The 26,262-nt window shown below is 60.1% G+C and carries 17 protein-coding genes and 2 pseudogenes; 2 read left to right on the forward strand and 17 right to left on the reverse strand.

The window, feature by feature from the left end:
• Window positions 1-15 precede the first annotated feature (15 nt).
• The 10 genes and pseudogenes from bcor_RS03570 to lepA form a co-directional block, all read right to left on the reverse strand.
• Entirely contained in the window at window positions 16-1,140 is a 1,125-nt protein-coding gene (locus tag bcor_RS03570) for a tRNA (adenine-N1)-methyltransferase (RefSeq protein ID WP_051875650.1), read from the reverse strand.
• Window positions 1,140-3,092, reverse strand: a complete 1,953-nt coding sequence (locus bcor_RS03575; protein ID WP_238548531.1) for an ABC transporter ATP-binding protein — start codon at window positions 3,090-3,092, stop codon at window positions 1,140-1,142. Before bcor_RS03575 ends, bcor_RS03570 begins: the two co-directional genes overlap by 1 nt.
• Window positions 3,092-4,816 carry an ABC transporter ATP-binding protein gene (locus tag bcor_RS03580; RefSeq protein ID WP_051875651.1) on the reverse strand — a complete coding sequence of 575 codons (1,725 nt, stop codon included), beginning with the start codon at window positions 4,814-4,816 and terminating at the stop codon, window positions 3,092-3,094. The genes bcor_RS03575 and bcor_RS03580 overlap by 1 nt, the downstream gene beginning before the upstream one ends.
• Before the next feature lie 193 nt (window positions 4,817-5,009).
• Entirely contained in the window at window positions 5,010-5,903 is an 894-nt protein-coding gene (locus tag bcor_RS03585) for an ABC transporter ATP-binding protein (protein ID WP_033496974.1), read from the reverse strand.
• A 51-nt stretch (window positions 5,904-5,954) separates the two neighbouring features.
• A complete protein-coding gene (locus tag bcor_RS03590; protein ID WP_033496972.1) occupies window positions 5,955-6,410 on the reverse strand; it encodes a hypothetical protein in 456 nt (151 codons plus the stop codon).
• 87 nt (window positions 6,411-6,497) lie between these two features.
• A pseudogene (locus tag bcor_RS07745) lies at window positions 6,498-6,908 on the reverse strand (FAD-dependent oxidoreductase); the annotation flags it as partial.
• 84 nt (window positions 6,909-6,992) lie between these two features.
• Window positions 6,993-8,063 (reverse strand): annotated as a pseudogene (locus bcor_RS03595) (glutamate synthase subunit beta); the annotation flags it as partial.
• 1 nt (window position 8,064) lies between these two features.
• A complete protein-coding gene (gltB, locus tag bcor_RS03600) occupies window positions 8,065-12,639 on the reverse strand; it encodes a glutamate synthase large subunit (RefSeq protein WP_033497317.1) in 4,575 nt (1,524 codons plus the stop codon).
• Window positions 12,640-12,873: 234 nt separating this feature from the next.
• Window positions 12,874-14,289 (reverse strand): radical SAM family heme chaperone HemW, encoded by a 1,416-nt coding sequence (hemW, locus tag bcor_RS03605; protein ID WP_033496968.1) that lies wholly within the window; start codon window positions 14,287-14,289, stop codon window positions 12,874-12,876.
• A 1-nt stretch (window position 14,290) separates the two neighbouring features.
• The gene (gene lepA / locus bcor_RS03610) at window positions 14,291-16,168 is read right to left on the reverse strand and encodes a translation elongation factor 4 (RefSeq protein ID WP_033496966.1); all 1,878 of its coding nucleotides are present in this window, start codon (window positions 16,166-16,168) and stop codon (window positions 14,291-14,293) included.
• 143 nt (window positions 16,169-16,311) lie between these two features.
• Between lepA and rpsT the strand changes: the two genes are divergently transcribed.
• A complete protein-coding gene (gene rpsT / locus bcor_RS03615; RefSeq protein WP_033490132.1) occupies window positions 16,312-16,572 on the forward strand; it encodes a 30S ribosomal protein S20 in 261 nt (86 codons plus the stop codon).
• Between the two features lie 35 nt (window positions 16,573-16,607).
• On the opposite strand, the gene bcor_RS03620 is transcribed toward rpsT, so the two are convergent.
• From bcor_RS03620 to bcor_RS03630, 3 genes are all read right to left on the reverse strand, one after another.
• The gene (locus tag bcor_RS03620) at window positions 16,608-17,411 is read right to left on the reverse strand and encodes a trimeric intracellular cation channel family protein (protein WP_081870334.1); all 804 of its coding nucleotides are present in this window, start codon (window positions 17,409-17,411) and stop codon (window positions 16,608-16,610) included.
• A 167-nt stretch (window positions 17,412-17,578) separates the two neighbouring features.
• The gene (locus bcor_RS03625; RefSeq protein WP_033490134.1) at window positions 17,579-18,706 is read right to left on the reverse strand and encodes a branched-chain amino acid aminotransferase; all 1,128 of its coding nucleotides are present in this window, start codon (window positions 18,704-18,706) and stop codon (window positions 17,579-17,581) included.
• 207 nt (window positions 18,707-18,913) lie between these two features.
• Window positions 18,914-19,540 carry a 50S ribosomal protein L25/general stress protein Ctc gene (locus bcor_RS03630; protein WP_033490135.1) on the reverse strand — a complete coding sequence of 209 codons (627 nt, stop codon included), beginning with the start codon at window positions 19,538-19,540 and terminating at the stop codon, window positions 18,914-18,916.
• A gap of 254 nt (window positions 19,541-19,794) precedes the next feature.
• Between bcor_RS03630 and bcor_RS03635 the strand changes: the two genes are divergently transcribed.
• A complete protein-coding gene (locus bcor_RS03635) occupies window positions 19,795-21,813 on the forward strand; it encodes an AMP-dependent synthetase/ligase (protein ID WP_033496963.1) in 2,019 nt (672 codons plus the stop codon).
• A gap of 136 nt (window positions 21,814-21,949) precedes the next feature.
• Here the strand turns inward: bcor_RS03635 and era are convergent, their stop codons facing one another.
• Genes era through bcor_RS07650 form a run of 4 tightly spaced genes read right to left on the reverse strand, consistent with a single transcriptional unit; the run spans window position 21,950 to window position 26,255 of the window.
• The gene (gene era, locus bcor_RS03640) at window positions 21,950-22,990 is read right to left on the reverse strand and encodes a GTPase Era (RefSeq protein ID WP_420796631.1); all 1,041 of its coding nucleotides are present in this window, start codon (window positions 22,988-22,990) and stop codon (window positions 21,950-21,952) included.
• The gene (locus bcor_RS03645) at window positions 22,977-24,368 is read right to left on the reverse strand and encodes a hemolysin family protein (RefSeq protein WP_033496961.1); all 1,392 of its coding nucleotides are present in this window, start codon (window positions 24,366-24,368) and stop codon (window positions 22,977-22,979) included. The genes era and bcor_RS03645 overlap by 14 nt, the downstream gene beginning before the upstream one ends.
• Before the next feature lie 19 nt (window positions 24,369-24,387).
• Window positions 24,388-24,960, reverse strand: coding sequence for an rRNA maturation RNase YbeY (ybeY, locus tag bcor_RS03650; RefSeq protein WP_051875652.1), 573 nt, complete (start codon window positions 24,958-24,960; stop codon window positions 24,388-24,390).
• Window positions 24,957-26,255 (reverse strand): PhoH family protein, encoded by a 1,299-nt coding sequence (locus bcor_RS07650; RefSeq protein ID WP_238548532.1) that lies wholly within the window; start codon window positions 26,253-26,255, stop codon window positions 24,957-24,959. The genes ybeY and bcor_RS07650 overlap by 4 nt, the downstream gene beginning before the upstream one ends.
• Window positions 26,256-26,262 lie beyond the last annotated feature (7 nt).

Below are 26,262 nucleotides of genomic sequence, written 5' to 3' on the forward strand. Positions count from 1 at the left end.
TGACAGATTCGACCCCTACAAGTCGGACCTTTCCTCTGTTGGGCCCGGATACTGGTCCATGGTGCCGATTTCCTTGTCCAGATCACGAAGGACCTTGCGCAGTTTCCTGTCGGAGATATCCCGCAGCTCCAGGGAATCCAGATCCTGGTCGTCCTTTCGTGTTTCCTGCACCTGGTCGATGTCGGTCGTGTAGTCCTTGGTGGCCCGGATTTTCTTCTGAAGAGCCGTCTGACCAGGGGCCATGGCCCGGGCTACCACCAGGAAGCCGGTGTGCCCGATCATCTGATGTTCCGGTCGGACCGCCAACCCATCGGCCTTCCAGGATCGCTCCATCGTTTCTTGAATCTCGGGCTCAGTCCAATGCCCGCTCCTGCGTAACGACTCGACCATTCGACTCATCTGGGTGGTCGTCGTGATGTAGGCCGTCAGCACACCTCCGGGTGCCAGTACCCGATAAGCGGCATCCAGCCTGTTCCATGGGTCCAGCATGTCCAGGACGATTCTGTCGAAGTAGCCTTCGTCCAGGCCGGCCGCCCTGGTGTCGAAATCACCGACCAGGAGATTCCACCAGGCGGGGCGGTTCCCGTAGTAGACCGTGGCGTTGCCCATCGCCACCCGAGCGAACTCGGGCCGCACCTCGATGGTGGTAAGGGACCCATCCGGCCCTACGGCATCAAGCAGGCCGAGGCTCATGGCACCGGATCCGGCTCCCGATTCCAGGACGCGCATACCATGCCTGACATCACCCAGGGAAATGACCTGGGCGATGTCCTTTGGGTACATGATCTGTGCCCCGCGTGGCATGGAGAGGATGAAGTCCTCCAACCTGGGGCGCAAGACCGTATACTGCCACCCGCCGATGGCACGCGCCGACTTCCACGGCTTGGCACGGTCACGCTCGGCCGGTGCACTCCCGCCCGTGTCTGTATCGTCTCCGACATGACGGTCATGCCAGGCGCTGGCGGAAATGGAGGTGACGACCGATCCTTCGGGAAGGCCAACCATGTCGTCATGGGGCAGAAACCCTCTATCGGTCTGTGTAACCCCGTTCGGCGAAAGCATGACGGTAAGCAACCGGCCCTTTTTGTCTGTCAGTTGCACTCGCTCGCCATAGGTCAGCGGACCGCGTCGTACACCCATCAGGATTCCTCGTTCCCCTCTGTGAACTGCGAGTTATAGAGAGAGGCATAGGCTCCGCCCCTCTCCAGGAGTTGGGCATGTGTGCCCTGTTCGACGACCGACCCGTGGTTGACCACCAGGATCAGGTCGGCATCACGGATTGTCGAAAGCCGGTGGGCGATGACAAAGCTGGTCCTGCCCGCGCGGAGGGTGTTCATGGCCTGCTGCACCAGAAGTTCAGTCCTGGTATCGACCGAAGAGGTGGCTTCATCCAGGATCAGGATGTCGGGGTCGGACAGGAAGGCACGGCAGATGGTCATCAACTGGCGCTCCCCCTGGCTGAGTTCACTGCTGTCCTCAGTCAGGACTGTGTTGTAGCCATCCGGCAGCTTCCTGATGAACTCATCGACATGGGTGGCCCTGGCTCCCTCGATCATCTGCTCATCAGGGATGGTCGTCCCCTCATTCAGACCGTAAAGAAGGTTGTCACGAACCGTTCCATCGAACAGCCAGGTGTCTTGGAGGACCATGCCGAAGTGGCTTCGCAGCTCTTTGCGGCTGACCTTGGAGATATCCACCCCATCGATAGTGATGCTCCCGCTTTGAATATCGTAGAAACGCATGAGGAGGTTGACCAGGGTGGTCTTGCCGGCACCAGTCGGCCCCACGATGGCGATGGTCTGGCCGGGCTTGGCCTCGATGGTCAGGTCAGTAATCAGTGGTTCTTCCGGTTTGTACGAGAAGCGGACATGATCAAAACGGACCAGCCCATCAATGTGTCCACTGCCATCCTTGCCCAGGTGGTCGGGGTGATCCGGGTCGGGACGCTCCTCAGGCTCATCGAGGAATTCGAACACCCTCTTGCAGGAGGCGAGGGCGGATTGGAGCATGGTACCCATGGAGGCCAGCTGGCCGATGGGCTGTGAAGCCTGACGCGTGTACTGGGTGAATGCCTGGAGGCCACCGAGCGTCATGGTTCCGCTCAGCACGTGAACCCCTCCGACGATCACCACCACCACGAAGCTCAGGTTTCCGAAGAAGGTCGACATGGGCGTGACCAGGGCCGAGAAGAAGGACGCCTTGAATGAGGCCTGATAGAGTTCTCGGTTCTTCTCCTCGAACTCCGCCTCAGCCGCTTCCTGGTGGCCGAAGGCCCTGACCACCATGTGGCCTGAGAACATCTCCTCCACATGGCTGTTGACCTGGCCGGTCTGTATCCACTGCCGGGTGAACTGGGGCTGGGTCTTCTTGAGGATGATGCCAGCGCACAGGGCCATGACCGGGATGATGACGAAGGCAATGAGCGTCAGAAGGGGCGATATGGTCAGCATCATGATGAAGGCACCGATGAGCGAAAAGACCGAGAAGAGCAGTTCGCCAAGAATCTCCTGAAGATTGCCCGAGATGTTGTCGATATCGTTCGTCGTCCGGCTCATGACCTCGCCACGCGGTGTCCGGTCGAAGTACTCCAGAGGCAGGCGGTCCATCTTTTCCTCAATCTGCCGACGCATGGTGTAGACCGCATCGGAGACCAGCCTGGTCATCAGGAAGTTCTGGACCAGACGCACCAGGATGGAGACCACATAGACGCAAGTGACGAAAATCAGGATGGCGGCGAGGCGATTCCAGTCAATCCCCACACCGACCTGAACATCCATGGATGCGATCATCTGCGCGAACTTGTCCTCTCCCCTGCTTTCCAGGTGGGAGACGACAACCTCCTTGGGCGTTCCGGGTTTGACACCCATCTTGACCAGCATCGTTCCCAAAACACCTTCAAAAAGGACGTTGGTGGCCTGGCCCATGATCTTGGGACCGATGGCGATCAAAGCCACGGCGGCCATACCGGCAAGAATCATGAGGACGGCTCTCCAGGGGCTGGCCAGGAGATAACGCACCAGACGCGAAACAGTATGTCTCCGCTCGCCTTTCGGCAGTACGGGGGCCTGTGACATCTCGATCTCCGACGTCATCACTCGGCCCTCCCTTCGTCGATGCTGAGATCCTCCACGTCCGGTCCTTGTCCTCCTTGGGATTCAACGATTTCCTGATAGGTGGCACAGGTTTTCATGAGCTGGTCATGGGTACCCGTACCGACTATCCGGCCCTGGTCAAGGACCAGGATCTGGTCGGCCGTACGGATTGAGGCAGCCCTCTGCGCCACGACAATCTGCGTGGCGTGCCGGGTCACCGGAACCAGGGCCTGGTGGAGGGCCCGGTCCGTGGTCATGTCAAGAGCGGAGAAGGAATCGTCGAAGGTGTAGATCAGAGGGTTGCGAAGAATGGCTCGGGCCATGCAGAGTCGTTGCTTCTGACCTCCTGAGTAGTTGGTGCCACCCTCGGATACGCGGGCGTCCAATCCTGCCGGGTTCTCCTTGATGAAGTCCGCAGCCTGGGCAATGTTCAGGGCCTGCCATATCTGTTCATCACTGGCGCCGGGGTCTCCGAACAGCATATTGCTGCGGACGGTTCCGGTGAAGAGATTGGCCTTCTGGGGCACCGGTCCGAACAGGGTGGCCAACTGGTCGGGGTCGTACTCCTGCAGGTTGTGCCCGTCAACCAGAATTTCACCTTCAGTCACGTCAAACATCCTGCTGGCGAGACGAATTATGGTTGATTTGCCCGAACCCGTCGCCCCTATGATGGCCGTAGTGGTGCCGGGCCTGGCCGAGAAGGATATGTCGCTGAGGACGGGGTCTTCTGCTCCAGGGTAGGAGAAGCCGACATGCTTGAACTCAAGCACCCCCTTCGGGTTTTCGGGCCTGTACGGATTCTCAGGAGCCTGGATTTCACTGGTCGCTTCAAGAACCTCATTGATTCGTTTTGCCGACACGGTGGCACGAGGCAGCATGACCGACATCATTGCGGCCATCACCAGGCCCGAGAGGATGATCATCAGATACTGGATGAAGGCCTGAAGGGCACCTATCTGCATCCCGCCCGATTCAATCCGCTTGCCACCGAACCACATGATGGCGATGTTGGAGAGGTTGAGGAAGAACCAGAGCAGGGGTACCAGCATGCTCATCAGGCGGCCGGTCGAAATCAGAACGTCATAGACATCCTTGTTGGCCTTGTCGAATCGTTGCGCCTCGGTCTTTTCCCTGACGAATGCCCGGATGACCCTGACGCCGGAAATCTGCTCGCGAACAAGTCGGTTGACCGAGTCCAGCATATTCTGCATCCGGGTGAAGAGCGGCCCCATCTGCCGCAGCAGGAAGAAGGCGATAACCAGAATCACCGGGATGATGACGGCAAGGGACCAGGTGAGCGGGCCGTCCTGACGCAGCGCCAGAACCAGTCCACCAACCAGCATGACGGGTGCCTGGAGGATGATCATAAGGGTCTGCATGGTGGTCATCTGCAGTTGTTGAACATCATTGGTCGTACGGGTTATCAGGGATCCTGCAGAGAAGCGCTCTATCTCGTTAAGACTGAATCCTTCGACCGCGGAGAACAGGTCACGCCGAAGCTCATACCCCATCCTCATGGCCAGCCGGGTGGCGTAGTAGACGGCCACGATGTTGGCGATGATCTGGAGGGCCGTGACACCCATCATCTGCCAGCCGATGCGGTAAATGGCGCCCTGGTCGCCAATGGCCACGCCCTTGTCGATGATGTCCGCCTGGAGGTTGGGCAGGTAGAGGTTAAGCGCGGTCTGCGCAACTTGGAAGATAACCAGCACAAGAACCTGCATCCAGTAGGGTTTCAAGTAGCGGGTCCATATCTTAAGCACTTCAACACCCTTCCGAGCATGCGCGTCCCCGGCGCTATCAGGACTAGAAACCGTTTTAGTGTACAACAGCAGGATGTAAGGGAGTTTTGCTTTTCCTTGAGCTGAGTTTAGGGGCGGGAATCAAGCCAGGAGGCAGGGCTGTGTCCCTCTGGCTTCAGACCGTTGCCGTGGCGAAGGCGCCCCAACGGCCTTCGTCATGTATCACCTTCAGGTTCAGACCGAATAGGTCGCTCAGGCGGCCTCCTGTCAGCCCCTCCTCGACCGGCCCCTGGAATGTTATGGTGCCGGGGTCCGGATCGCCTGGGGTCTGGGCGCGGACGGAATCCGACATGGGGCGGCGCCCCATCATGGCCACCTTGTCAAAGCCCTCTGGGATCTCCTCAAGACGATGCGTGACCAGAACGACTGTCCTGTCCTTGTCCTCCTGCCCGATACGGCTCAGGGCCTTGAGAACCAGCTCACGTCCACCCAGATCCAGACCCGTCGTTGGCTCATCAAGGATGAGCAGATCAGGATTGGCCATGAGGGCCCGGCATATCAGCACCCTTCCCCGCTCCCCCTCAGAGAGTCTGTACATCCGCTTTCCACGCAGGTAGGCGATACCGAACCGGTCCATGAGCTGTATGGCGGCATCCTCCTGACCCCGTGTGAACTCTTCACGCCACCGGCCCGTCGTATCGCTGAAAGCGGTCAGAACCACATCATAAGGGTCTTCCTGGGGGTTGATGGTCTTGGCCAGCTCGGCCGAAGCGAGGCCTATCCTCCACCGGTAGGAAAACACGTTCACCTTGCCCAGACGATTTCCCAGGATTTCAACGGTGCCGCTTGACGGAAAACCTCGGGTGCTCATCATGGAGATGAGCGTTGACTTCCCTACACCGTTGGGGCCGAAGAGCACCCACTTCTCACCCCGGCCTATCTCAAGGTCGACATGGTCGAGGATGATGCGGCCCTGACGCCTGTACTGGACGTCCTTGAGCCTGATGGCAGGTTCCCGGCGCTCCACGGTATCCGACCCGCGCTTTGCAGTCCCCTTGCTACCCGCCATGTTCCTCCACGACCTCTCAGTAATCTCGGACCTTTGGACCTGGGTTCGTCATCACACCGCCGTACCGTAGGAGTCTAGGTTGGGGTTGTCCTTGTATGAGCCTCCAACGAAAAAGAGCAGGACGATTCCGAAACAGAAGACACCGGCCATGGTGATGGTGCCCCATAGCGGAATGGAGGGGAACCACATGCAGACCAGGAAGGCGATCCCCGAGCCGATGATCAGCATCCAGGCGAAAATGCGCAACCACTGTCGCAGAGAGTGAGGGGCCTTGACCAGCTTGGGATTGCGATAGTTGGGGTTACCGACCGGATTTTCATCAGACAGTTCGGAGTGGCCCCTGGGCTTCCATTCCCCGCTTTCACCCGCCGCAAGCCTGCGAGAGCGCTCCTGGAGGGTCCTTTCATCGATCACTCCGGCCCGGCCGCGATCGGCTCCCCGGTATGAGTCCTGTCCTCCCCTACGACTGCGCTTGGCCTGTGCCCTGCGTTCCGCGCGGTTGGTCATCGCACGCCTCCAATAATCCGTTGCTCGTCAATGAACCGGATGGCCGCCAGCATGTGGCGCACCATCCGGATACCGTACCAACCTATCTTAGCGTGCGATGGGAAGAGCCATCGGGCGTTGCGAAGATACGATGGGGGCCGGCAGCTCTGTTGCCCCGGTCAGGTAGCGGTCCACCGAGGCCGCACAGGAACGTCCCTCGGCGATGGCCCAAACAACCAGGGACTGACCCCGGCCTGCGTCACCACAGGAGAAGAGACCATCAACGTTGGTGGCATACCCGTCGTTACGGGCCACGTTTCCACGCTGGTCCAGGTTCACCTGCGTCTGATCCGTCAGGGTACCGGTCTCAGGGTGGGCGAATCCCACGGAAATCAAGACCAGGTCGGCCGGTAGTACCCGCTCGGTCCCCTCGACGGGAACCAGGTGATGCAGGTCATCCTCCTCCACCTTGACGACTCGGACACCGCTGATATGGCCCTGCCCGTCCTCTTCAAACCCTGCAGGTGCCATGACCCTGTCGACCCGGGCCCGGGGATCGCCCTCGTCCAACCCGGAGGAGCGCAGTACCTGGTCCCTGTCCAGGAACTCCAGGCTGTCGACGCTGTACTCATAGGTACCGCCTTCAGCCATGGAAGTGGTCTTCTGGTAGAGCCTCGCGTAGGTGGGCCAGGGCTGGTCGTCCGGGCGTTCCGTGGGTTCACAGGGACGTATCTGAAGGACCGTGACAGACCTGGCTCCCTGACGCAGGGCCGTACCCAGGCAGTCGGAACCCGTGTCCCCTCCCCCGATGATGACCACGTCCTTGCCTCTGGCATCGATGTTGTGCAGCGGTGCCTTACCCATCAGTTCACGGGTGGGGTCAGGCAGATAGTCCATGGCGTAGTGGATACCCTCCAGGCCACCACCCGGCAGGTCGACCTTCCTGGGGACCGTGGATCCGATCGCCACTACCACGGCGTCATACCGCGAGCGCAGTTCGTCCCAGCCGATGTCGCGCCCGATTTCAACACCTGTATGGAAGCGGGTCCCCTCTGATTCCATCTGCTGGATGCGCTGGTCCAGGAGAGACTTCTCCAACTTGAAATTGGGAATCCCGTACCGCATCAGTCCGCCTATGGCATCGGCCCGTTCATAGACGACCACGGTGTGACCGGCGCGAGTCAGCTGCTGGGCACAGGCCAGTCCAGCGGGACCAGAACCCACCACGGCAACGGTCATATCAGTCAGCCGCTGCGGGGGCTTGGGACGCACCAGTCCGAGTTTCCAAGCCTGGTCGATGATGGTCTGTTCGTCCAGTTTGATCATCGTTGCCGGTTGGTGGATGGAGAGGACACAGGAGGATTCACACAGGGCCGGGCATATCCTTCCGGTCACCTCAGGGAAGTTGTTGGTCACCGAGAGGCGGTCATAGGCATCGTCCCACTTGCCCTGGCGCACGAGGTCGTTGAACTCGGGAATGATGTTGCCCAGGGGGCATGCGGTCATACAGAAGGGGGTGCCGCAGTCCATGCAGCGGGCCGCCTGCTCGGTCGTCCAGGGCTGAAGACCCGACTCGGCATGCACGTCGTTCCAGTCCCGGAGCCGCTCGGCGACGGGTCGCTCCGCCAGCTCATGCCGGGTACGGACCTTGAGGAATCCTTTGGGATCTGCCATGTCAGTGAGCTCCTTCCATGACCTGCTCGTATGTCTGCTCCCAAACACCCGGGGCGTTGAAGTCCACCTGGTTCCGTCGGGCCAGTTCCATGGCCTCCTTCATGGCCAGATACTGCCTCGGGACCACGTGGGTGAAGCGGCGCAGGGATGCGGTCCAGTTGCGCACCAGTGTCTCGGCCGTGACGGAACCGGTCTGCTCGGCATGGGACTTGACCAGGCCGAATAGCTCCTCGGCATCGCTCTCGTCGGGGACCAGGAACTTCAGAGATCCGCTCTCCTTGGCCTCGGGGTTGACCTTGGTCATGTCCAGGTCCAGGACGTAAACGTCCCCACCGGAGAAACCGGCACCGAAGTTGCGTCCGGTCGGCCCCAGGACGACCACGGTCCCACCGGTCATGTACTCGCAACCATGGTCTCCAACACCTTCAACCACGAAGCGGCCACCACCGTTTCTGACGGCGAATCGTTCTCCGGCCTGGCCTGCCACATACATGGAACCTGACGTTGCGCCGAAACCGGCCACGTTCCCGCAGATGACATTGGTGTGCGGATCGAACCGGATACCCTCCTCGGGCCTGACGACCAGGCATCCGCCGGAGAGCCCCTTGCCTGCATAGTCGTTGACTTCGCCATAGACCCTGATGGTCTCACCCTTGGGAATGAAGGCCCCCACCGACTGTCCGGCAGACCCATGGAGAGTGATGTCGATGGTGTCTTCCGGAAGCCCCTCGGCACGGTATCTGCGGGTGATCTCGTACCCCAGCATGGTACCGACGGTCCTGTCGACGTTTCTCACAGGCTCTTCGATCCGGACCGGCTCCTTGCGTTCCAGGGCCGGGCGAGCCATCTCTATCAGCCCCCTGTCCATGGAGCCGGACAGTTCGTGATCCTGATCCTCGGTGTGATGAAGGATGGTTCCAGGTGTGGGACCGGGTTGCACAAGCACCGGGGCGAGATCGATGCCCTGGCTCTTCCAGGTCTCTACCGCCTTGTTCTGGTTCAGGCACTCCACATGACCCACCGCCTCCTCAAGGGTGGCGAATCCAAGTTGAGCCAGGATTTCGCGTACCTCCTCGGCGATGTACATGAAGAAGTTGATCACGTGCTCGGGCTTGCCTTGGAACCTGGCGCGAAGCTCCGGATCCTGCGTGGCTATGCCCTGGGGACAGGTGTTCTTCTGGCAGGCGCGCATCATGACACACCCCTCCACCATCAGGGCGGTGGTGGCGAACCCGAATTCCTCCGCCCCGAGAAGTGCCGCTACGACCACATCTCGACCGGTTTTGAGCTCTCCGTCGCACTGGACGACCACCCTGCTTCGCAACCCGTTCATGATCAGGGTCTGCTGGGTCTCCGCAAGACCAATCTCCCAGGGGGTGCCTGCATGTTTGATGGCGTTCAGGGGGGCCGCCCCGGTTCCACCATCCTGACCGGAGATCAGGACCACATCGGCATGGCACTTGGCTACACCGGCGGCGACGGTCCCCACACCGAACTCGGAAACCAGCTTGACGTGGATCCGGGCTTTGGGATTGGCCATCTTGAGGTCGTGAATCAGCTGCTTCAAATCCTCGATGGAGTAGATGTCGTGGTGGGGAGGAGGGGAAATCAGCTCAACACCGGGGGTTGCACGGCGCACCTCCGCTATCCATGGCGGCACCTTTGCCCCGGGCAGGTGTCCACCCTCGCCGGGCTTGGCTCCCTGGGCCAACTTGATCTGCAGGTCGGTGGCCGAAACCAGGTAGTCGCTGGTGACCCCGAACCGTGCAGAGGCTATCTGCTTGATCCTGCTGGTCCGCTCCGGATCGTCGATCCTGTCCTGGGATTCACCGCCCTCACCGGAATTGGACCTTGCCCCTATACGGTTCATGGCCAGGGCGAGTGTCTCATGGGCCTCCTGCGAGATGGACCCGTAGCTCATGGCTCCGGTGGAGAACCGCTTGACAATTTCAGTGGCGGGCTCCACCTGGTCCAAGGGAATCGGTTGACGTTTGGGGACCAGCTTCATCAGTCCGCGCAGGGTCATGATCCTGTTGGAGGTGTCATTGACATAACGGCTGTACTCCTTGAACAGCCCGTAGTCGCCACGCTGTGTCGATTGTTGAAGGAGGAAGATGGCCTGGGGGTCGTTCAGATGGTTTTCACCGGTGCGGCGCCACTTGTAATCGCCTCCGGTCTTGAGGTTCCTGTGGGGCCTGGCGGTCCATTGATTGGGATAGGCCACCCGGTGCCTGATGGCCACCTCTTCGGCTATCTCGTCGAGACCTATGCCTCCCACCCGCGACGTGGTCCCGGTGAAGTACCGGTCGATCACCTCCTGGCTGAGTCCTATGGCCTCGAAGAGCTGGGCTCCCCGGTACGACATGATGGTGCTGACGCCCATCTTGCTCATGATTTTGAGGACCCCGGTACTCAGGGCCTTGACCAGGTTGGCGGAGGCCTGGTCCGGAGTGACACTCAGATAGCCTGAATTGGCGAGGTTCTCCACCGATTCCAAAGCCAGATAGGGGTTTACACAGGCGGCTCCGTAAGCAATGAGCAGGGCAACATGATGTATCTCACGCACGTCGCCGGCTTCGATCGCCAGGGAGACCTGGGTTCGGGTGTGGCTACGCAGGAGGTGATGCTGGACGGCGCTGGTCAGAAGAAGGGAAGGGATGGGCCCCCAGGTGTGGTTGGAATCCCTGTCCGAGAGAATCAGCACGTTGCTGCCTACCGCTATGGCCTGATCAACCTCCTGGAATATCTGATCCAGGCGCTCCTTCAAGGCAGGTCCCTTTCCGGCAACCTGATAGAGGCCGCGCACCAGATAGGGCTTGTAATGGCCGCCCAGAATGCTGGCATGCTCCAGACGCTTCAGTTGTGCCATCTGGTCGGAATCAACCACAGGCAGATCTATGCGAATCTTCTTGGCGTGCTGTGGCAGATCCTCCAGAAGGTTCGGCTCCGGACCGATGGCGGAAGCGATGCTGGTCACAACCTCCTCGCGTTCCCAGTCCAGGGGCGGGTTGGTGACCTGCGCGAACTTCTGGGTGAAGTAGTCGAACAGCATCCGCGACCGGTCGGACAGGACGGCGATGGGCGCATCGTTGCCCATGGAGCCTATCGGCTCCGCACCGTTCTGGGCCATGGGTCCAAGGATGAGCTTCAGATCCTCCTGGGTGTAGCCGAAGGCACGCTGACGACGCTGCACCGAAACCCTTGAGTGGTTGACATGGGCACGCTCTGGGAGGTCGTCAAGGCAGAAGGTGTTCTCGGACACCCACTTGCGATACGGATGGCTACTGGCCAGTTCGTGTTTGATCTCATCATCGGAGATGAGCCTGCCCTCATCCGTGTCCACCAAGAACATTTTCCCTGGTTCGAGGCGGCCTTTCCTCAGTATGTGATCCTGCGGGGTCTTATCCAGCACCCCGGCCTCGGAAGCCAGAACCAGGTGTCCATCGTCGGTGACCTGCCAGCGCCCGGGACGCAGTCCGTTCCTGTCCAACTGGGCACCGACCAGACGCCCATCCGTGAAGACGATTGAAGCGGGGCCGTCCCAAGGCTCGATCAGGGTGTTGTTGTATTCGTAGAAGGCCCTCAGGTCGGGGTCCATGTCCGGGTCCTTCTCCCATGCCGGCGGGAGCATCATGGATATGGCGTGCGGCAGGGAGCGACCGGCCAGGTGGAGGAGTTCCAAGGTCTCGTCAAAGGTGCCGGAATCGGATCCCCCCGGGGTGGTGATGGGCAGGAGTGGCTCCATATCGCCCAGAAGTTCGGACCTGAGACGACCCTCTCTGGCGGACATCCAGTTCCGATTCCCTTGAATCGTGTTGATCTCCCCGTTATGGGCAATGAGTCGGAAGGGCTGGGCCAGGGGCCAGGAGGGGAAGGTGTTGGTGGAGAAGCGGGAGTGGACGATGGCCACCCGGGCCTTCATCGTCGGGTCCGACAGGTCAGGGAAGAACCCTGTCAGCTGCATGGTGGTCAGCATTCCCTTGTAGGTGATGGTCCTGGAGGAAAGGGAGGCGAAATAGACGCCGACTTCATGCTCCGCCCTTTTGCGGACCCGATAGGCAAGCCTGTCCAGATCGATACCGCTCCGTCGGGCCTGGTCGGCATCCTGCAGGACCAGGGTCCTGAAGAGGGGCATGGTGGAAAGGGCCTGAAGACCCAGACCATCCGGGTTTGTGGGAACCACTCTCCAGGCCAGGACCTCCAGCCCCTCTTCGACGGCAATGGCGGCAATGGCCTGCTCTTCCTCCGAGGCCTTGACCGGATCCCTGTCCAGGAAGGCCAGGCCAGCCACGTAGTGACCTGCTTGAGGCAGGTCGACATCCAGGCTGTTCCTCATGAACAGGTCGGGCATGGAAATCATGATTCCCGCCCCGTCGCCCGTGTTGGGCTCGGCACCCACGGCACCTCGATGGTCCAGGTTCACCAGAACCTGGATGGCCTCGTCGATGATTCTCCGCTCGTCCTGCTTGTTGAGGGTGGCCACCATGCCGATACCGCAGGCATCATGCTCCGCAGAGGGGTCATAAAGACCTCGGGGCTGATGGACGTGCAGATCAAGAGGAGCCTGGAAGGACACCGCAATCACCCCATTCTTGGACCGGTAGCACGACGGGGACGCTTCGGATGCCCCATTCGGCGACAGAGTAGTAGTGACTTCATAGAATAACCCATCCGCATATCACATCCGTGTTACTTATCGGAAGTGCGGCCCGTGGAATCTCCACTGCCTCTTTCCATACAGTCGGAGAACCGAGGGTCGCGTTTCGGGCGACGCAAGATGAAAAGGTCGGGCGGAGCGCCCACCCGCCGATTACCAGGTTCCGATGGACTCCAGCACCCGCTCGACGACCAGGTCGTTCAGCAGCCTGCCTTGCCGGGTGACTCTGACCCTGGGGCCAGCCACTTCGACAAGACCCTGATGAATCAACCCCTGCAGGAATTCCCGGGAGGGACGGCGACCCGACATGGTTTCAAGCCTATTCAGGTCCAGCCCCTCGCTCAGACGAAGCCCAAGCATGACCGTTTCCTCCAGGTTTTGGGATCCGGTAAGCACTTCCGCCCCCTGCCAGGGGATCAGGCCGTGACTCATGCTCTCGGCCCAGGCCCTGGGATGGGAGATGTCCCAAGAGCGTAGCGAAGCGCCCGTCAGTTCATGGGAGTCGGGATGGGGACGCTGCCACCAGGGCAGGGTCACTTCATCATCCCGCACAGCTCCTGGTGATGCCGTGCCATCGATATTGCATGGGTCCTGGAGTTCTCCACTCCCCGTTGAGGCGACTTCCGGGGAGTTGGTACGGCGGAATCCCGACGCGGGAGCGCTCGCGGCCGATACGCTCTGGAGGTCATCGCCAGGGCGCTCACTGCCCGCCTCAGCCGGAAGGTAGTGGGAATGGGCCCCCGGCCCTATGCCTGCCCAGTCCACGTTGTGCCAGTACCCAAGGTTGTGCCTGCACTCGTATCCGGGTCGGGACCAGTTCGACACCTCGTACCATCCGAGGCCGGCCGCCGACAGGAGGTCATCGGCCAACTCGTACTTGGCGGCCTCGTCGTCATCGTTGGGGCCGGGAAGACGGCCTGCGGCCACCGCCCTGCCCATCTTGGTGGTGGGCTCCAGGGTCAGGGCATAGGCCGAGACATGATCAACACCGAGGTCCAAGGCCGCCTCAAGACTGGTCCGCCAATCCTCAAGACTCTCCCCCGGCGTCCCGTAGATCAGATCCACACTGGCTTCGAGTCCCAGGGACCGCGCAGCCTGTACATTGGCGTCTACATTGGCCGGCGTATGAGTACGGTCCAGGGTCTTGAGTACGTCACTGACAGCCGACTGCATCCCGAAGGATACCCTGGTGAACCCACCACGAAGCAGGGTTTCCAAATAGGCTGCATCAACCGTATCGGGATTGGCCTCTGTGGTGATTTCAGCCCCTTCTTCGAGGCCCCAGAGGTCACCTGCCGCACGAACCATCCGAACAAGATCGCCAGGCGGGAGGATGGTGGGGGTACCGCCGCCGAAGAAGATAGAGGATATCGCCGGCTCGGTTATACCTCGCGACTCCTGCCAGGCCTTTGCCATCCGCATCTCGCGAATGGCAAGATCGGCATAGTTTCCCCTGCTGGCTCCCCCGCCCAGGTCGGTGGCCGTATAGGTATTGAAGTCGCAGTACCCGCAACGCCTCAGGCAGAAGGGAACATGGATGTAAACCTCGAAGGGAGGCCGTTCCTCCACCTCACCCCTCCTTCTTGGCCGCTGCGCGAATCTTGTCCTTGGTATCCCGGTCATTGGCCTGCTCGGTGCTCAGGGCCGCGATGAAAGCCTCCTGGGGAACCTCCACATGCCCCAGCATCTTCATCCTCTTCTTGCCTGCCTTCTGCTTTTCAAGGAGCTTGCGCTTTCGGGTGATGTCGCCGCCATAGCACTTGGCAAGCACGTCCTTACGCAAGGCGCTGATGGTCTCGCGGGCGATGATCCTTGATCCGATTGCCGCTTGGATGGGAATCTCGAATTGCTGCCGCGGTATGAGCTTGCGAAGCTTCTTGGTCATCATGACTCCATAGGAGTATGCCTTGTCCTTGTGGACGATGGCCGAGAAGGCATCGATCTTTTCTCCTTGGATGAGAATATCGACCTTGACCAGTTCGGCCGACTGGGTGCCGGCGCTCTGGTAGTCCAGGCTGGCGTACCCCTTGGTCCGGCTCTTGAGCTGGTCGAAGAAGTCGAAGACAATCTCGGCGAGGGGCATCTTGTAGTGCATCTCCACGCGTTCAGGACTCAGATACTCCATGGTCCCCATCTGTCCACGATGATCCTGGCAGAGTTCCATCACCGACCCGATGAACTCCTTGGGGGTGATGATGTCGGCATTGACCACCGGCTCGGTGATCTTCCTGACCTTCCCCTCCGGGAACTCGCTGGGGTTCTTGACCAGGTGTCCACTCCCGTCCTCCATGGTCACCTGGTAGGTGACGTTGGGGGCTGTGGCGATCAGATCCATGTCGAACTCGCGGCTCAGGCGCTCGGTCACAATCTCCATGTGGAGCAACCCGAGGAATCCGCACCGGAAGCCGAAGCCCAAGGCCACGGAGGTCTCAGGTTCGTAGACCAGGGCGGCATCGTTGAGTTTGAGCTTGTCCAGGGCGTCCCTGAGCTCGGGGAACTGTGCGTTGTCAATCGGGAAGAGACCCGAATAGACCATGGGTTGGGGGTCCTGATATCCAGGTAGCGGCTCTGCCGCCGGGTTGGCCTCGGAGGTTACCGTGTCGCCGACCTTGGATTGGCTGACATCCTTGACGCCGGTGATCACGTAGCCCACCTCGCCGGCCCCCAGAGCCTTGGTCGGTGTCATATCGGGGCTGATCACGCCGAGCTCGATGGGATCGTGAACGGTGCCCAGACTCATCATCCGGATTCGCTGCCGGGCTTTGAGCTCCCCGTCCACCATGCGGATGTAGGTCACAATCCCCCGATAGGAGTCGTAGACGGAGTCGAAAATCAATGCCCGCGCCGGAGCTTTGGGGTCGCCTTCGGGAGGGGGGACCTCATCAACTATCCTGTCGACCAGCTCCCTTACCCCTTCACCGGTCTTTCCCGAGACGCGGAGGACCTGGTCCACATCGCATCCGATCAGGTTGGCGATTTCCTCGGCGTGCTTGTCGGGCTCGGCAGAGGGAAGGTCGATCTTGTTCAGGACGGGAATGATGGTCAGATCATCATCCAGGGCCATATACAGGTTGGACAGGGTCTGTGCCTCTATACCCTGGGTGGCGTCCACCAGAAGGACGGCCCCCTCGCAGGCTTCCAGTGCACGCGATACCTCGTAGGTGAAGTCAACGTGGCCCGGGGTGTCAATCATGCCCAGGGTGTACTCCGTGCCGTCCTTCATCCAGGGAAGGCGGACCGCCTGGGATTTGATGGTGATTCCCCGCTCCTGCTCGATGTCCATCCTGTCCAGGAAGCGGTCATGCATCTCTCGCTGGGGTACGATTCCGCTCAGTTGCAGGATCCTGTCGGCCACCGTGGACTTGCCATGGTCGATGTGGGCGATGATGCAGAAATTACGGATCAGCGACTGGTCGGTGAATCCTGGTTGATTCTTGGCATGCTCCACCGGGCTGTTCTCCTATCTAAGCTTGGATTATCGATTCTAACCGATGCCCTGGGCCATGATCCTCCGGGAGCGGCTTCTTATCCGCAACCCGTGCTAGTATTTACGCTTGTCTGTACAGATTACATACATCGTTTGGAGCAACATTGGCAAACATCAAGTCGCAGAAGAAGCGGGTTATCACCAACGAGAAGGCACACCTGCGCAACAAGGAAGTCAAGAGCGCCATCAAGACTTCCGTTCGTTCCGTCCGCAAGGCCGTGGATGCAGGTGACAAGGAGGCCGCACAGGCCGCCTACCAGGTTGCCGCCCGCCGCCTGGACAAGGCCGCCGGCAAGGGTGTGATTCACCGCAACCAGGCCGCCAACCGCAAGTCCGGTCTGGCCACCGCCATCAACGCGCTCTGACCTCACCGGTTTTCGAACCGAACTGGACCACCATCCTAAGCGCTGGGATGGTGGTCTTTTTTGATGCCCCGACGACGGTGAACCGAGCGCTTGGACGATATGGTCACTTTCAGGTCCGACCTTCCACGAAGCATGTGCCTGATGGCCGCACCTATCTGTTCATCGCTCATCGGCAGATGGGCCTTGCTGCGCTTGACCGCCCCGGGGATGACGATGTCGAATCTGACCGAGAGCAACCTGAGGGCCACAATCAGAGCAACGACGAAGAGTTCCAGCAGCATCTCAACCTCAGTGGTGTAGAGCCCCCGTTCCCGGCACCGCACAACCACCAGCGTCAGGAAGCAGCCTATCAATGATGGCATGGCGTACCAATGCTTGTCCTGAATGACCGCCGGTATCTGGTTGAGGAGGACATCCCGCAGAAGACCACCGGCCAGGGCTGTGGCCATCCCCAGGAACATGGCCGTCATCCCGCCGCTTCCCAGACCAAGGGCCTTGGCCGTGCCGTTGACCGCGAAGGCCCCCAGGGCCATGGCGTCGGTGACAAGGAGGAGCCACTTCATTCGGTCTATCTCGGGATGGGCCACGGCCACGACCAGGCCGGAGAGGATGGTTGCCAGCACGGCTCCCTTGTCCGTGATGCCAACCGGCGGCACCTGCCCCAGCATTACATCACGGACGATTCCTCCCCCGAGGGCCGTGATCCAGGAAACCAGAAGGATGGATATGATGTCGAACTGCTTGCGTACAGCGGCCAGACCACCGGCAAGCCCGCAGCTGAAGATACCCAGATACTCGATGGCCAGGAAGATCAGATTGCCCTCCAAGACGGTCTTCATGCCCCTGCCTTTCAAACGGGCCAGGTTGAACCGGCCCCGGTCTGTATTCGGTCCAAGCCTAACGGAGGTCTGTCCGCCACATGCCGGTTGCAGAAACTGAAACCACATAAAAACGGCGGACCGTATTCTCGAAGAATACCGGTCCGCCGTCCGCTCTCAAATCAGTCTCAGCAGACTTTCCACATCCAGTTGTGCGGGTCCTCTTTTTCACCCAGCTGAATGCCCAGGAGCTCGTTGCGCAGATCCATGGTGACCTGGCCTGAGCCACCGTCGGAGACCTGGACGTCGAACTCCTCCGACTTGAAGCGACCGATGGGTGTGATGATGGCTGCGGTTCCGCAGGCGAAGACCTCGGTGACCTCACCCGACCTGATGTCCTCAAGAAGGTCCTGGAGACGGATCATGGTCTCCACTACGTCGCGCCCCTGGTCATTGGCCAGCTGGATCAAGGAGTTCCTGGTCACTCCCGGGAGGATGGTTCCCGTCAGGCTGGGGGTCTCCAGGTGTCCATCCTTGTGAACGGCGAACATGTTCATGCCCCCCAGTTCCTCCAGGAAGGTCTTGCTTGCCGCATCGACGAAGCAGACCTGTTCGCACCCCTCGGCCTTGCCTCGCTGCTCTCCCAGGAGGGAGGCGGCGTAGTTACCGCCGCACTTGGCGAAACCGGTGCCTCCGGGGCCTGTGCGGAACCACTTGTCCTCAACCCAGATGCTGACCGGTTTGACTCCACCTGCGAAATAAGGGCCGGATGGCGAGGCGATGACACAGTAATCAACCTCATGCGGGGCCCTCACACCCAGGAAGGGCTCCGAGGCGAACATGAAGGGACGCATATACAGGGTGTACTCGCGACGCGTTGGGACCCAACCGGCATCCTGTCGGACCAGGGCCGCCACCGAGCCAAGGAAGTCCTCTTTGCTCAGGGGCGGGAGGGCCAGACGCTTGGCGGAATTATGGAATCGCTCCGCATTGGCATCAGGACGGAAGAGCCAGATGGAGCCGTCCTCGTGATGATAGGCCTTCAGCCCCTCGAACACTTCCTGGGCATAGTGCAGCACAGAGGCTCCCGGATTCAGGGCCAGCGGACCATAAGGTTCGATTCTGCGATCGCCCCATCCTTCATCCTGGGTCCACCTCATGTGGGCCATATTGTCGGAAAAGAGCTGCCCGAAAGCCGGCTTGTCGATCAGCCCGGCTCGCTCTTCGTCGCTGGCCGGATGGTCGTTGGGCACAACCCGGAAGGAACTCGCCATGCTCTCCAGTGCTGCCGATTCATGATGTGATTGATCTGCCATTCTTGCCACTTCTTCTCACTGCTGGTTGGGTTGTTGGGCGCTGCGCTTATGACGGCGGCCGTTAAGGGAACTATGACATAGACACCAGGATGCGGAGTTTCATGTTTCACATTCTGACCGAGGCCATCCGCATGGTGTCCGGATAAGCAAAGGGGCCGGAAAGGCTACACACGCCAATCCGGCCCCGGAAGTAAGGCTACCGGTGAATCACTCGGCGGACTCCTCCGAAGAGGCCGCACCCTCGGCCCCACCCTCGGCAGAGGCGGCACCGGCTTCAGGAGCAGCGGCCTCTTCCTTCGGGATCTCGACAGAGACGATGGAATCCTCGAGATCGTCGATGATCAGTTCGGAACCTTCGGGCAGCTTGATGTCCTTGGCCAGGACCTTGTCGCCGTCGGACAGGCCTTCGACGCTGATATCGATGCGCTCGGGCAGGTTGGAGACATCGGCGCGGACCTGAAGGTTCTGGGTGTCGATGAAGGCAACGGCGGCACCCTTGGTCTCACCATTGATGAAGACGGGAACCTCAACGGTGACCTTCTCGCCCGCACGGACCTCGTAGAAGTCGACATGCTCCACCTGGCGCTTGACCGGGTTGCGCTGCACGTCCTTGACGACGGCCATCTTGGTCTTGCCATCGAACTCGATGCTGAACAGTGCGTTGGCACGACGCAGAGCCAGGGTGGTCTCACGCATAGGAAGCTTGATGTAATCAGGCTGGGCACCACCGGCGTAGATGGTGGCCGGAATCTCCTGGGCCACGCGCATACGGCGGGCTGCGCCCTTGCCGAACTGGTCGCGGACTTCTCCCGTGAGCTGGATGGTATTCGCCATGTTGTTTCCTCCTTGGTTGGTAAAGGATCGGCCTGTGTCGATCCTGGCGCATCGCCGCGTCGGATTCCAGGGCCATCCCGTAAGGAGGTCGATGACAATCACGCCGAGTCGATCACGGAGACGGAAGGCCTCCCTCGCCAAAGCAACCCGACAAATATACCACTTCCTCTGCCAGTTGCCAAGGTGGACAATAGACCGGGAATTTCCAAGACCACGGGTATCCTTGACATATCTGATTGTCATAAGGAGTCAATGTGTCGATATTAACATCGGTCAAGTCTTACGTGACGCACTATGTGGGCCATGAGGATGACCCGAAGGGGAACCCGAACACGGCTAACACTGCAGGGACTGGCCGCATGACCGACCAGGACAATACAGGACTACCCACCAAGCACTTCTGGTCTGCGGACTATGCCACCACCACCTTCATGGACCAGGGTCTGATGACGGCCCGGACCGATGGCATGGACCCGGTACCCGACACCATGACTGTGTACGACATCTACGCGGACCGTGCACGCCGCACCCCGGACAGGCCCGTGCTTCACTTCGTCGAAAACGGCGCCTGGACCTATAGGACCGGACGGGAGGTCCTGAACGATATCCGCAAGGCCGCCAAGGGCTTCCTGCATTACGGCATCAAGAAGGGCGATGCCGTGGCCTTCATGTGCCGCACCAGCTACGAGTGGGACATCATCGATGCAGCGGTCCTTTCCATAGGCGGGGTCATCGCCACCATCTACGACACGGATTCCGCAGAGCAGATCCGGTTCATCGTCAACAACTCCGATGCACGACTTCTGGTCGTCCAGACGGCCGATATGAAAGCCAAGGCCGATGGAGCGGAAAAGGACTGCCCCACCCTCGAGCGCATCTCCTGCCTTGAATCCGGCCTCCTTCAGGAGCTCCAGGCCTATGGGGAATCAATCAGCGATGCCGAGTTGGACCAGCGGATCAACTCAATCAGAAAGAGCGACCTCTGCTCCATCGTCTACACATCCGGGTCCACGGCTGCGCCCAAGGGTGTGGAGATGACCCATGAGCACTACTGCCAGCTCGCCAGGAACCTGAACGCTTTCATCCCCAATCTGACGTACGATCCGGAGGGATCCATCCTCCTCTTCCTCCCCCAGGCCCATACCTTCGCCCGAGCCATCAGCTACGGGGTGATCTATGGCGAAATGCAGGTCTACATCTCCTCTGGCCTGGCGACCCTCCTCCCCGACCTCCAGGAATCAAAACCAACGGTCATCATCGGCGTACCCCGCGTTTTCGAAAAGGTCTACAATGCCGCTTCCCAAAAGGCGGGCCACGGCATCAAGGGCAAGATCTTCTCCGGAGCGGCCGAGGCGGCACGCAAGTACATGACCGACATCTCCGTCCAGGGATGGCCCACCAAACGTGATGCCATGCGCAGGGCCATGTACGACCCGATTGTCTACAACTCACTCAGGCAGGTCCTTGGCGGCAAGACAAAATGGATCGTTTCCGGCGGCGCTCCCCTGGACCCCCAGCTCCTCGGCTTCTTCCGCGGTGCCAATGTGCCGGTCTATGAGGGGTATGGCCTTACCGAGACCACGGCCCCCTGTGCATTCAGCCCCTTGGGCACCCCTTACCATAAGGGTTCCGTCGGCATTCCGTTCCCCGGATTCACCATTCGCATCGCCCAGGACGGCGAGGTGCAGATCAAGGGAACCTGCGTCTTCCATCGCTATCACAAGAACGATTCCGCCACTGAGGATGCCTTTACTCCCGACGGATGGTATGCAACCGGCGACCTTGGGAGGATTTCACGTGACGGTTTCCTCTCCCTTACCGGAAGGAAGAAGGACCTTATCATCACTGCCGGCGGGAAGAACGTTTCCCCCAGGCCCATCGAAGAGGCCATCGAACGATCTGAAATCGTCTCCCAGGCTCTGATACTCGGCGACAAGCGGCCCTTCATCTCCGCCCTGGTGACGCTGAACGAGGAAGCACTGCGTCCCTGGCTGGCCTCCAAGGGGCTCGACCAGAACATGTCCACGCAGGAAGCCGCGGAGAATGCCGTGGTCAAGGCGGAGGTCCAAAAGTACGTCGACAAGGCCAATGAGGGTGTTTCCCGGGCGGAGTCGGTTCGCAAGTTCATCATTCTCCCCGAGGAATTCACCCAGGAGAATGGGTTGATGACCCCCTCCATGAAGGTGATTCGACCCAAGGTCATCAAGCGGTATGCCGACCTGCTCAATACGAGGATGTACGTTTCCAAGAAGACGAAAGCCACCCGCCGGTAAACAGAGTTCCACCGGACAGACAGGCGGCCGTCAATCGGGTTCATACCGACTGACGGCCGCCTGCTTTCGTATCACTGCACCTCGTTCAATCCGCATCGGACAACCCCTCCGACCGCAGAAAGAAACCGGGTTCGAATCAGAAGCCGAGCTTTTGCAGCAGCTTCGGATCCCCCTGCCAGTTCTTGGCCACCTTGACATGCAGATCGAGCGTTGCCTTCTGACCAAGGGTTCGGTTCACTGCAGTCCGCAGCTTCTTCTTGACCCTCACCAGATGCTCGGCTCGATGACCGATGATGATGGGCTTCTGGGAATCACGCTCAACATAGATGGAAACGTGCACCTGTGCCTTCTGCCCATCCTCGGGCGGCTCGATCGAATCGACGGTCACCGCCAGCGAATGGGGCAGCTCATCATCCAGCTCCTCCAGGAAGGCCCCACGAACCAGCTCTGCGATAAGATCCTCGGGCCGCTCCTCGGTCAGCTGATCCTCCGGATACATCTGAGGCCCTACAGGCATGGCATCGATAAGGACCTGCTTGACCTCCTGGACGTTGTCCTCGGTCAGGGCGCTGACCGGGACGATCTGGTCGAAATCAGCAAAGGCCGATATCTCGATGAGCTTGGACACCAACGAGTCCCTGTCCAATCGGTCTATTTTGGTCACCACTGCGATCAGGGGCTTACGCCACTGCCACTTCCCGTCCTTGTCCTTGCGGGCAAAGTCCGACCTGAGCCTGCTCAGAATCCTCTTGTCACCCGGGCCGATGACCTGGTCACCAGGCAGAAGGAAGGCGATGGCATCGACATCTGAAAGGGATGCGTCCACCACATCGTTCAGCCTCTGCCCAAGAAGGGTTCGGGGCCGGTGGATGCCGGGGGTATCAACGAGAACCAGCTGGGCATGAGGATCGGTCACAATGCCTCGGATGGCCTTACGGGTGGTTTCCGGGCGTGACGATGCGATGGCGATGGGTCTGCCCACCAGGGCATTCATCAAAGTCGACTTACCCACATTGGGTCTGCCCACTACGGCCACGAAGCCCGAGCGATAAGGCTGGTCCGCAACGGCTTCGTCGGCCTCCCCGATATTGGAGGTTCCCGGATTGTTCCCGGGGACGGTCACCTCGGTGTTCTTTTCCTTCATCAGTTCCTGTTCCTTGTCGTCAGTTCTGCTCATTGCCGGCAACTTCCTGGCCCATCGGTTCCTCTTCCAGGGTGATGTCCGAATCATCAGCTGGTTCCACGATGATGGCCGCTATCTTCTTCCGCCGTCCGGTTGCGTCCGCTGCCGTCAGTCTGATCCCCCTGGTCACCGCAGAGGACCCTTCAACGGGTACCGAGCCGAGCAGTTTGGTCAGGAGTCCGTAGACCGTGTCCACATCGTCCTCGTCAATATCTATCTCGAAGAGTTCTTCAAGGTCAGCAATGGATGTACGCGCAGGCAGACTCCAGGTATGCGGCCCCACCTGCTTGGGCTGATCGTGCTGGACCCTGTCGTGCTCATCCTCCAGCTCACCGACGATCTGCTCGATGGCATCCTCGATGGTGACAAGCCCCGCGATACCACCGTACTCGTCAACCACCACGGCCAGGTGGTGTCTGGATTTCTGCATGTAGTGGAAGAGGTCATCCACAGGCTTGGACTCTGGAACCAGTACCGGCTCACGCACGAAGGACTCGATGGATCCCTCATCCTTCCGTCGTCCCAGTGATATGGCTCTGACCACATCCTTCAGGTAGACCACGCCAATCAGGTCATCCATGTCCTCCCCGATGACCGGTATCCTGGAGAATCCCGAACGGGAGAAGAGCTTCAAAGCCGCTTCAGGACTAGTGTCCTTCCCCATGCAGATCATATCCGTTCTGGGAACCATGATCTCACGTGTCAGGGTGGTGGAAAGGGTGAGGACGTTCTTGAGCATCTCCGATATTTCAGGATCGAAGGCCCCGGCCTCAACCAGCTGGTCGACCATGGCCCGGCCCTGCTCGATCTGAATCTTCTCCAACTCCTCGTCATCCGAGAGGTCACTCCGTCTGGAACCCATGGATACGGAACCGTTCATGCGCCTCTTCTTAAAAGGCGCCAGTCGAACAGCGATGGAAATGATGCGAACGTACCTGAGCAGGATTTCCAGCGGCTGCTTGGCTCCATTCCTCCCAGGACCAATAGTGACCGAAATCATGGCCACCAGAACAGCTGCCACGAGGCCGCAGACAACCTGCTCCCAGACCGGGAAACCGGCAACCTGGGTCATTCCGCCCACCAGAAGGCCGATGAGGATGTCGCAGATGATCCTGAAGTAGGCGCACCCGCTTGAGGTCGCCTGGCGCTGCGAAATCAGCTTTTGGGCCTTGTGTATCCTGTCGATCCTCTTCATCCGGGAGAACTGGCTCAGGTCCTGGTCCGTCTGTAGGCCCAGAATCAGATTGTTCAGACTGGATCTGGTTACTCTGGTCACCGATCCTTCGGCCGCAGCCAGGATCAGGGAGAGACCGACGAGGATCAGTACCACCAGTGCCAGGGCAACCAGTATCAGAATCGAACGGTTGGTCATCGCGACTCCTCTTCCTGATTCATGAACGACTCCTATGACCGACCACGCCCGTCCCGGGACCATGACCAGGGTCTCTGCTGTCTTCATATGCCGCCAGGGCATTGAAGGCTCCGGATGGCAACGAGACCTCGCCCATGGGACCCTGCCTCAGTGACAGGAATGTCAGCAGGAGCTGACGTTGCAAGCCGAACATCTGCCCTTCCTGGGCCCTGGTGGTGTGATCATAGCCAAGCAGATGGAGGGTGCCGTGAATGGTCAGGAGGAGCATCTCCTCCATCACCGAGTGCCCGGCCGCCTGCGCCTGCTGCGCCGCAACCCACGGGCAGATGACGATATCGCCCAGAATGCCCTCCACCTTCCGGCTCCCGTCACCGGGGCGAAGTTCATCCATGGGGAAGCTCATGACGTCGGTCGGCCCCTCAAGGTTCATCCATCGCTCATGCAGGGAGGCCATGGGGTCCGGATCGTTGAAGATGATTGTCATGTCGGATTGGGTGCTGACCTGCATCTGATCAAGTACCCAGACCCCCAGGTCCGAGAAGGTCTTTGCATCGATCTCCCACTGGGTTTCGTTGGTGACTTCGACGCTCATGCCTTGTCAGGCCTCCTGTCTGCCTTTGCCCCCGCCTTGTCGTAGGCCTGTACGATCTTGCCCACCAGCCGGTTACGAACCACATCCCCTGCCTCCAGATGCACAAAGGCGATATCGTCGATCCCGCCAAGAATCTCCTCGATGGTGGCGAGTCCTGATGTCGGCAGGCCCAGATCGACCTGGGTGATGTCGCCGGTGATGACCATCTTGGTATTGAATCCAAGCCTGGTCAGGAACATCTTCATCTGTTGGCGGGTGGTGTTCTGTGCCTCATCCAGGATGACGAAGGCATCGTTGAGGGTGCGGCCGCGCATGTATGCCAGGGGCGCCACCTCAATGGTCTCGTTGCTCAGATAATGGTGCATCCTCTCGGCGCCCAGCATGTCGGAGAGGGCATCATAGAGAGGCCTGAGATACGGATCCACCTTCTCATTCAGGGTCCCGGGCAGGAATCCGAGACTCTCACCGGCCTCGACCGCCGGGCGAGTGAGGATGATACGACTGACCTGTTTGGCCCTGAAGGCCTGCACCGCCTTGGCCACTGCCAGATAGGTCTTACCGGTTCCCGCCGGTCCGATACCGAAGGTGATGGTATGTGTCTGGATGGATGAGACATAGGCCATCTGGCCTGTGGTTTTGGGGCGGATGGGGCCTTTTGACGAGTACGCCAGGGGGCTTCTCATGACCGATGCCACGGAGAAGGTCATCTCGGAAGGCGTTCCTTCGTCATATCCTGCCTGTCGGAGCGAGTCCCGGTGATCAGTATCCGGCGTCATACCATCAGCCACATGCCCTCCTGGAATTGCATCGTCTCCATTCTGTCCCGGCTTCGCTCCGTTCCCTCCGACGATTCTCCCATCCGTGGCACTGTCGAAGTTCCACGAGTCGGACTTCACTGCGGACAGGTTTTCGACATGAACACCGGAACCACCGTTAGCAATATCTTCAGTCGCATGCCCGGCACCGCCCACTTCCCGGTCTTCATCTGCCGGCCGGACTCGCCTGGCAGCCATGCGGTCATTGTTCTCCATACGACGTTCCCGGGGAAGCCGACCTGATGCGGAAACCGCGACGGCACCGGTCAGGGTGGAATCGCCCATACGACGGTGATCCAGGAGCCTGCCGACCTGGTCGGCATCCAATGGTGCCTGATAGGCGGCCTGAACCAGTTCGGCAAGCAGGTCGTATACCTGGCTGGCCTCCCTGTCCCCCCCTGGCTCGGTCGCGGTCAGAACGATCCTGTTCCCGCGAATCAGCGTATTCACATGAGGGAAGGCGCTTTCGATTCGACCCATAACCGCG

Origin of the sequence: Bifidobacterium coryneforme, from assembly GCF_000737865.1 — a bacterium.
GTDB lineage: Bacteria > Actinomycetota > Actinomycetes > Actinomycetales > Bifidobacteriaceae > Bombiscardovia > Bombiscardovia coryneformis.

What these genes read in the sequence shown, in the direction of transcription:
- bcor_RS03570 (WP_051875650.1), bottom strand. Translation starts at nt 1,140, where the DNA reads ATGGGTGTACGACGCGGTCCGCTGACCTATGGCGAGCGAGTGCAACTG.
- bcor_RS03575 (WP_238548531.1), bottom strand. Translation starts at nt 3,092, where the DNA reads ATGACGTCGGAGATCGAGATGTCACAGGCCCCCGTACTGCCGAAAGGC.
- bcor_RS03580 (WP_051875651.1), bottom strand. Translation starts at nt 4,816, where the DNA reads ATGCAGGTTCTTGTGCTGGTTATCTTCCAAGTTGCGCAGACCGCGCTT.
- bcor_RS03585 (WP_033496974.1), bottom strand. Translation starts at nt 5,903, where the DNA reads ATGGCGGGTAGCAAGGGGACTGCAAAGCGCGGGTCGGATACCGTGGAG.
- bcor_RS03590 (WP_033496972.1), bottom strand. Translation starts at nt 6,410, where the DNA reads ATGACCAACCGCGCGGAACGCAGGGCACAGGCCAAGCGCAGTCGTAGG.
- bcor_RS03620 (WP_081870334.1), bottom strand. Translation starts at nt 17,411, where the DNA reads ATGAAGACCGTCTTGGAGGGCAATCTGATCTTCCTGGCCATCGAGTAT.
- bcor_RS03625 (WP_033490134.1), bottom strand. Translation starts at nt 18,706, where the DNA reads ATGGCAGATCAATCACATCATGAATCGGCAGCACTGGAGAGCATGGCG.
- bcor_RS03630 (WP_033490135.1), bottom strand. Translation starts at nt 19,540, where the DNA reads ATGGCGAATACCATCCAGCTCACGGGAGAAGTCCGCGACCAGTTCGGC.
- era (WP_420796631.1), bottom strand. Translation starts at nt 22,990, where the DNA reads ATGAGCAGAACTGACGACAAGGAACAGGAACTGATGAAGGAAAAGAAC.
- bcor_RS03645 (WP_033496961.1), bottom strand. Translation starts at nt 24,368, where the DNA reads ATGACCAACCGTTCGATTCTGATACTGGTTGCCCTGGCACTGGTGGTA.
- ybeY (WP_051875652.1), bottom strand. Translation starts at nt 24,960, where the DNA reads ATGAGCGTCGAAGTCACCAACGAAACCCAGTGGGAGATCGATGCAAAG.
- bcor_RS07650 (WP_238548532.1), bottom strand. Translation starts at nt 26,255, where the DNA reads ATGGGTCGAATCGAAAGCGCCTTCCCTCATGTGAATACGCTGATTCGC.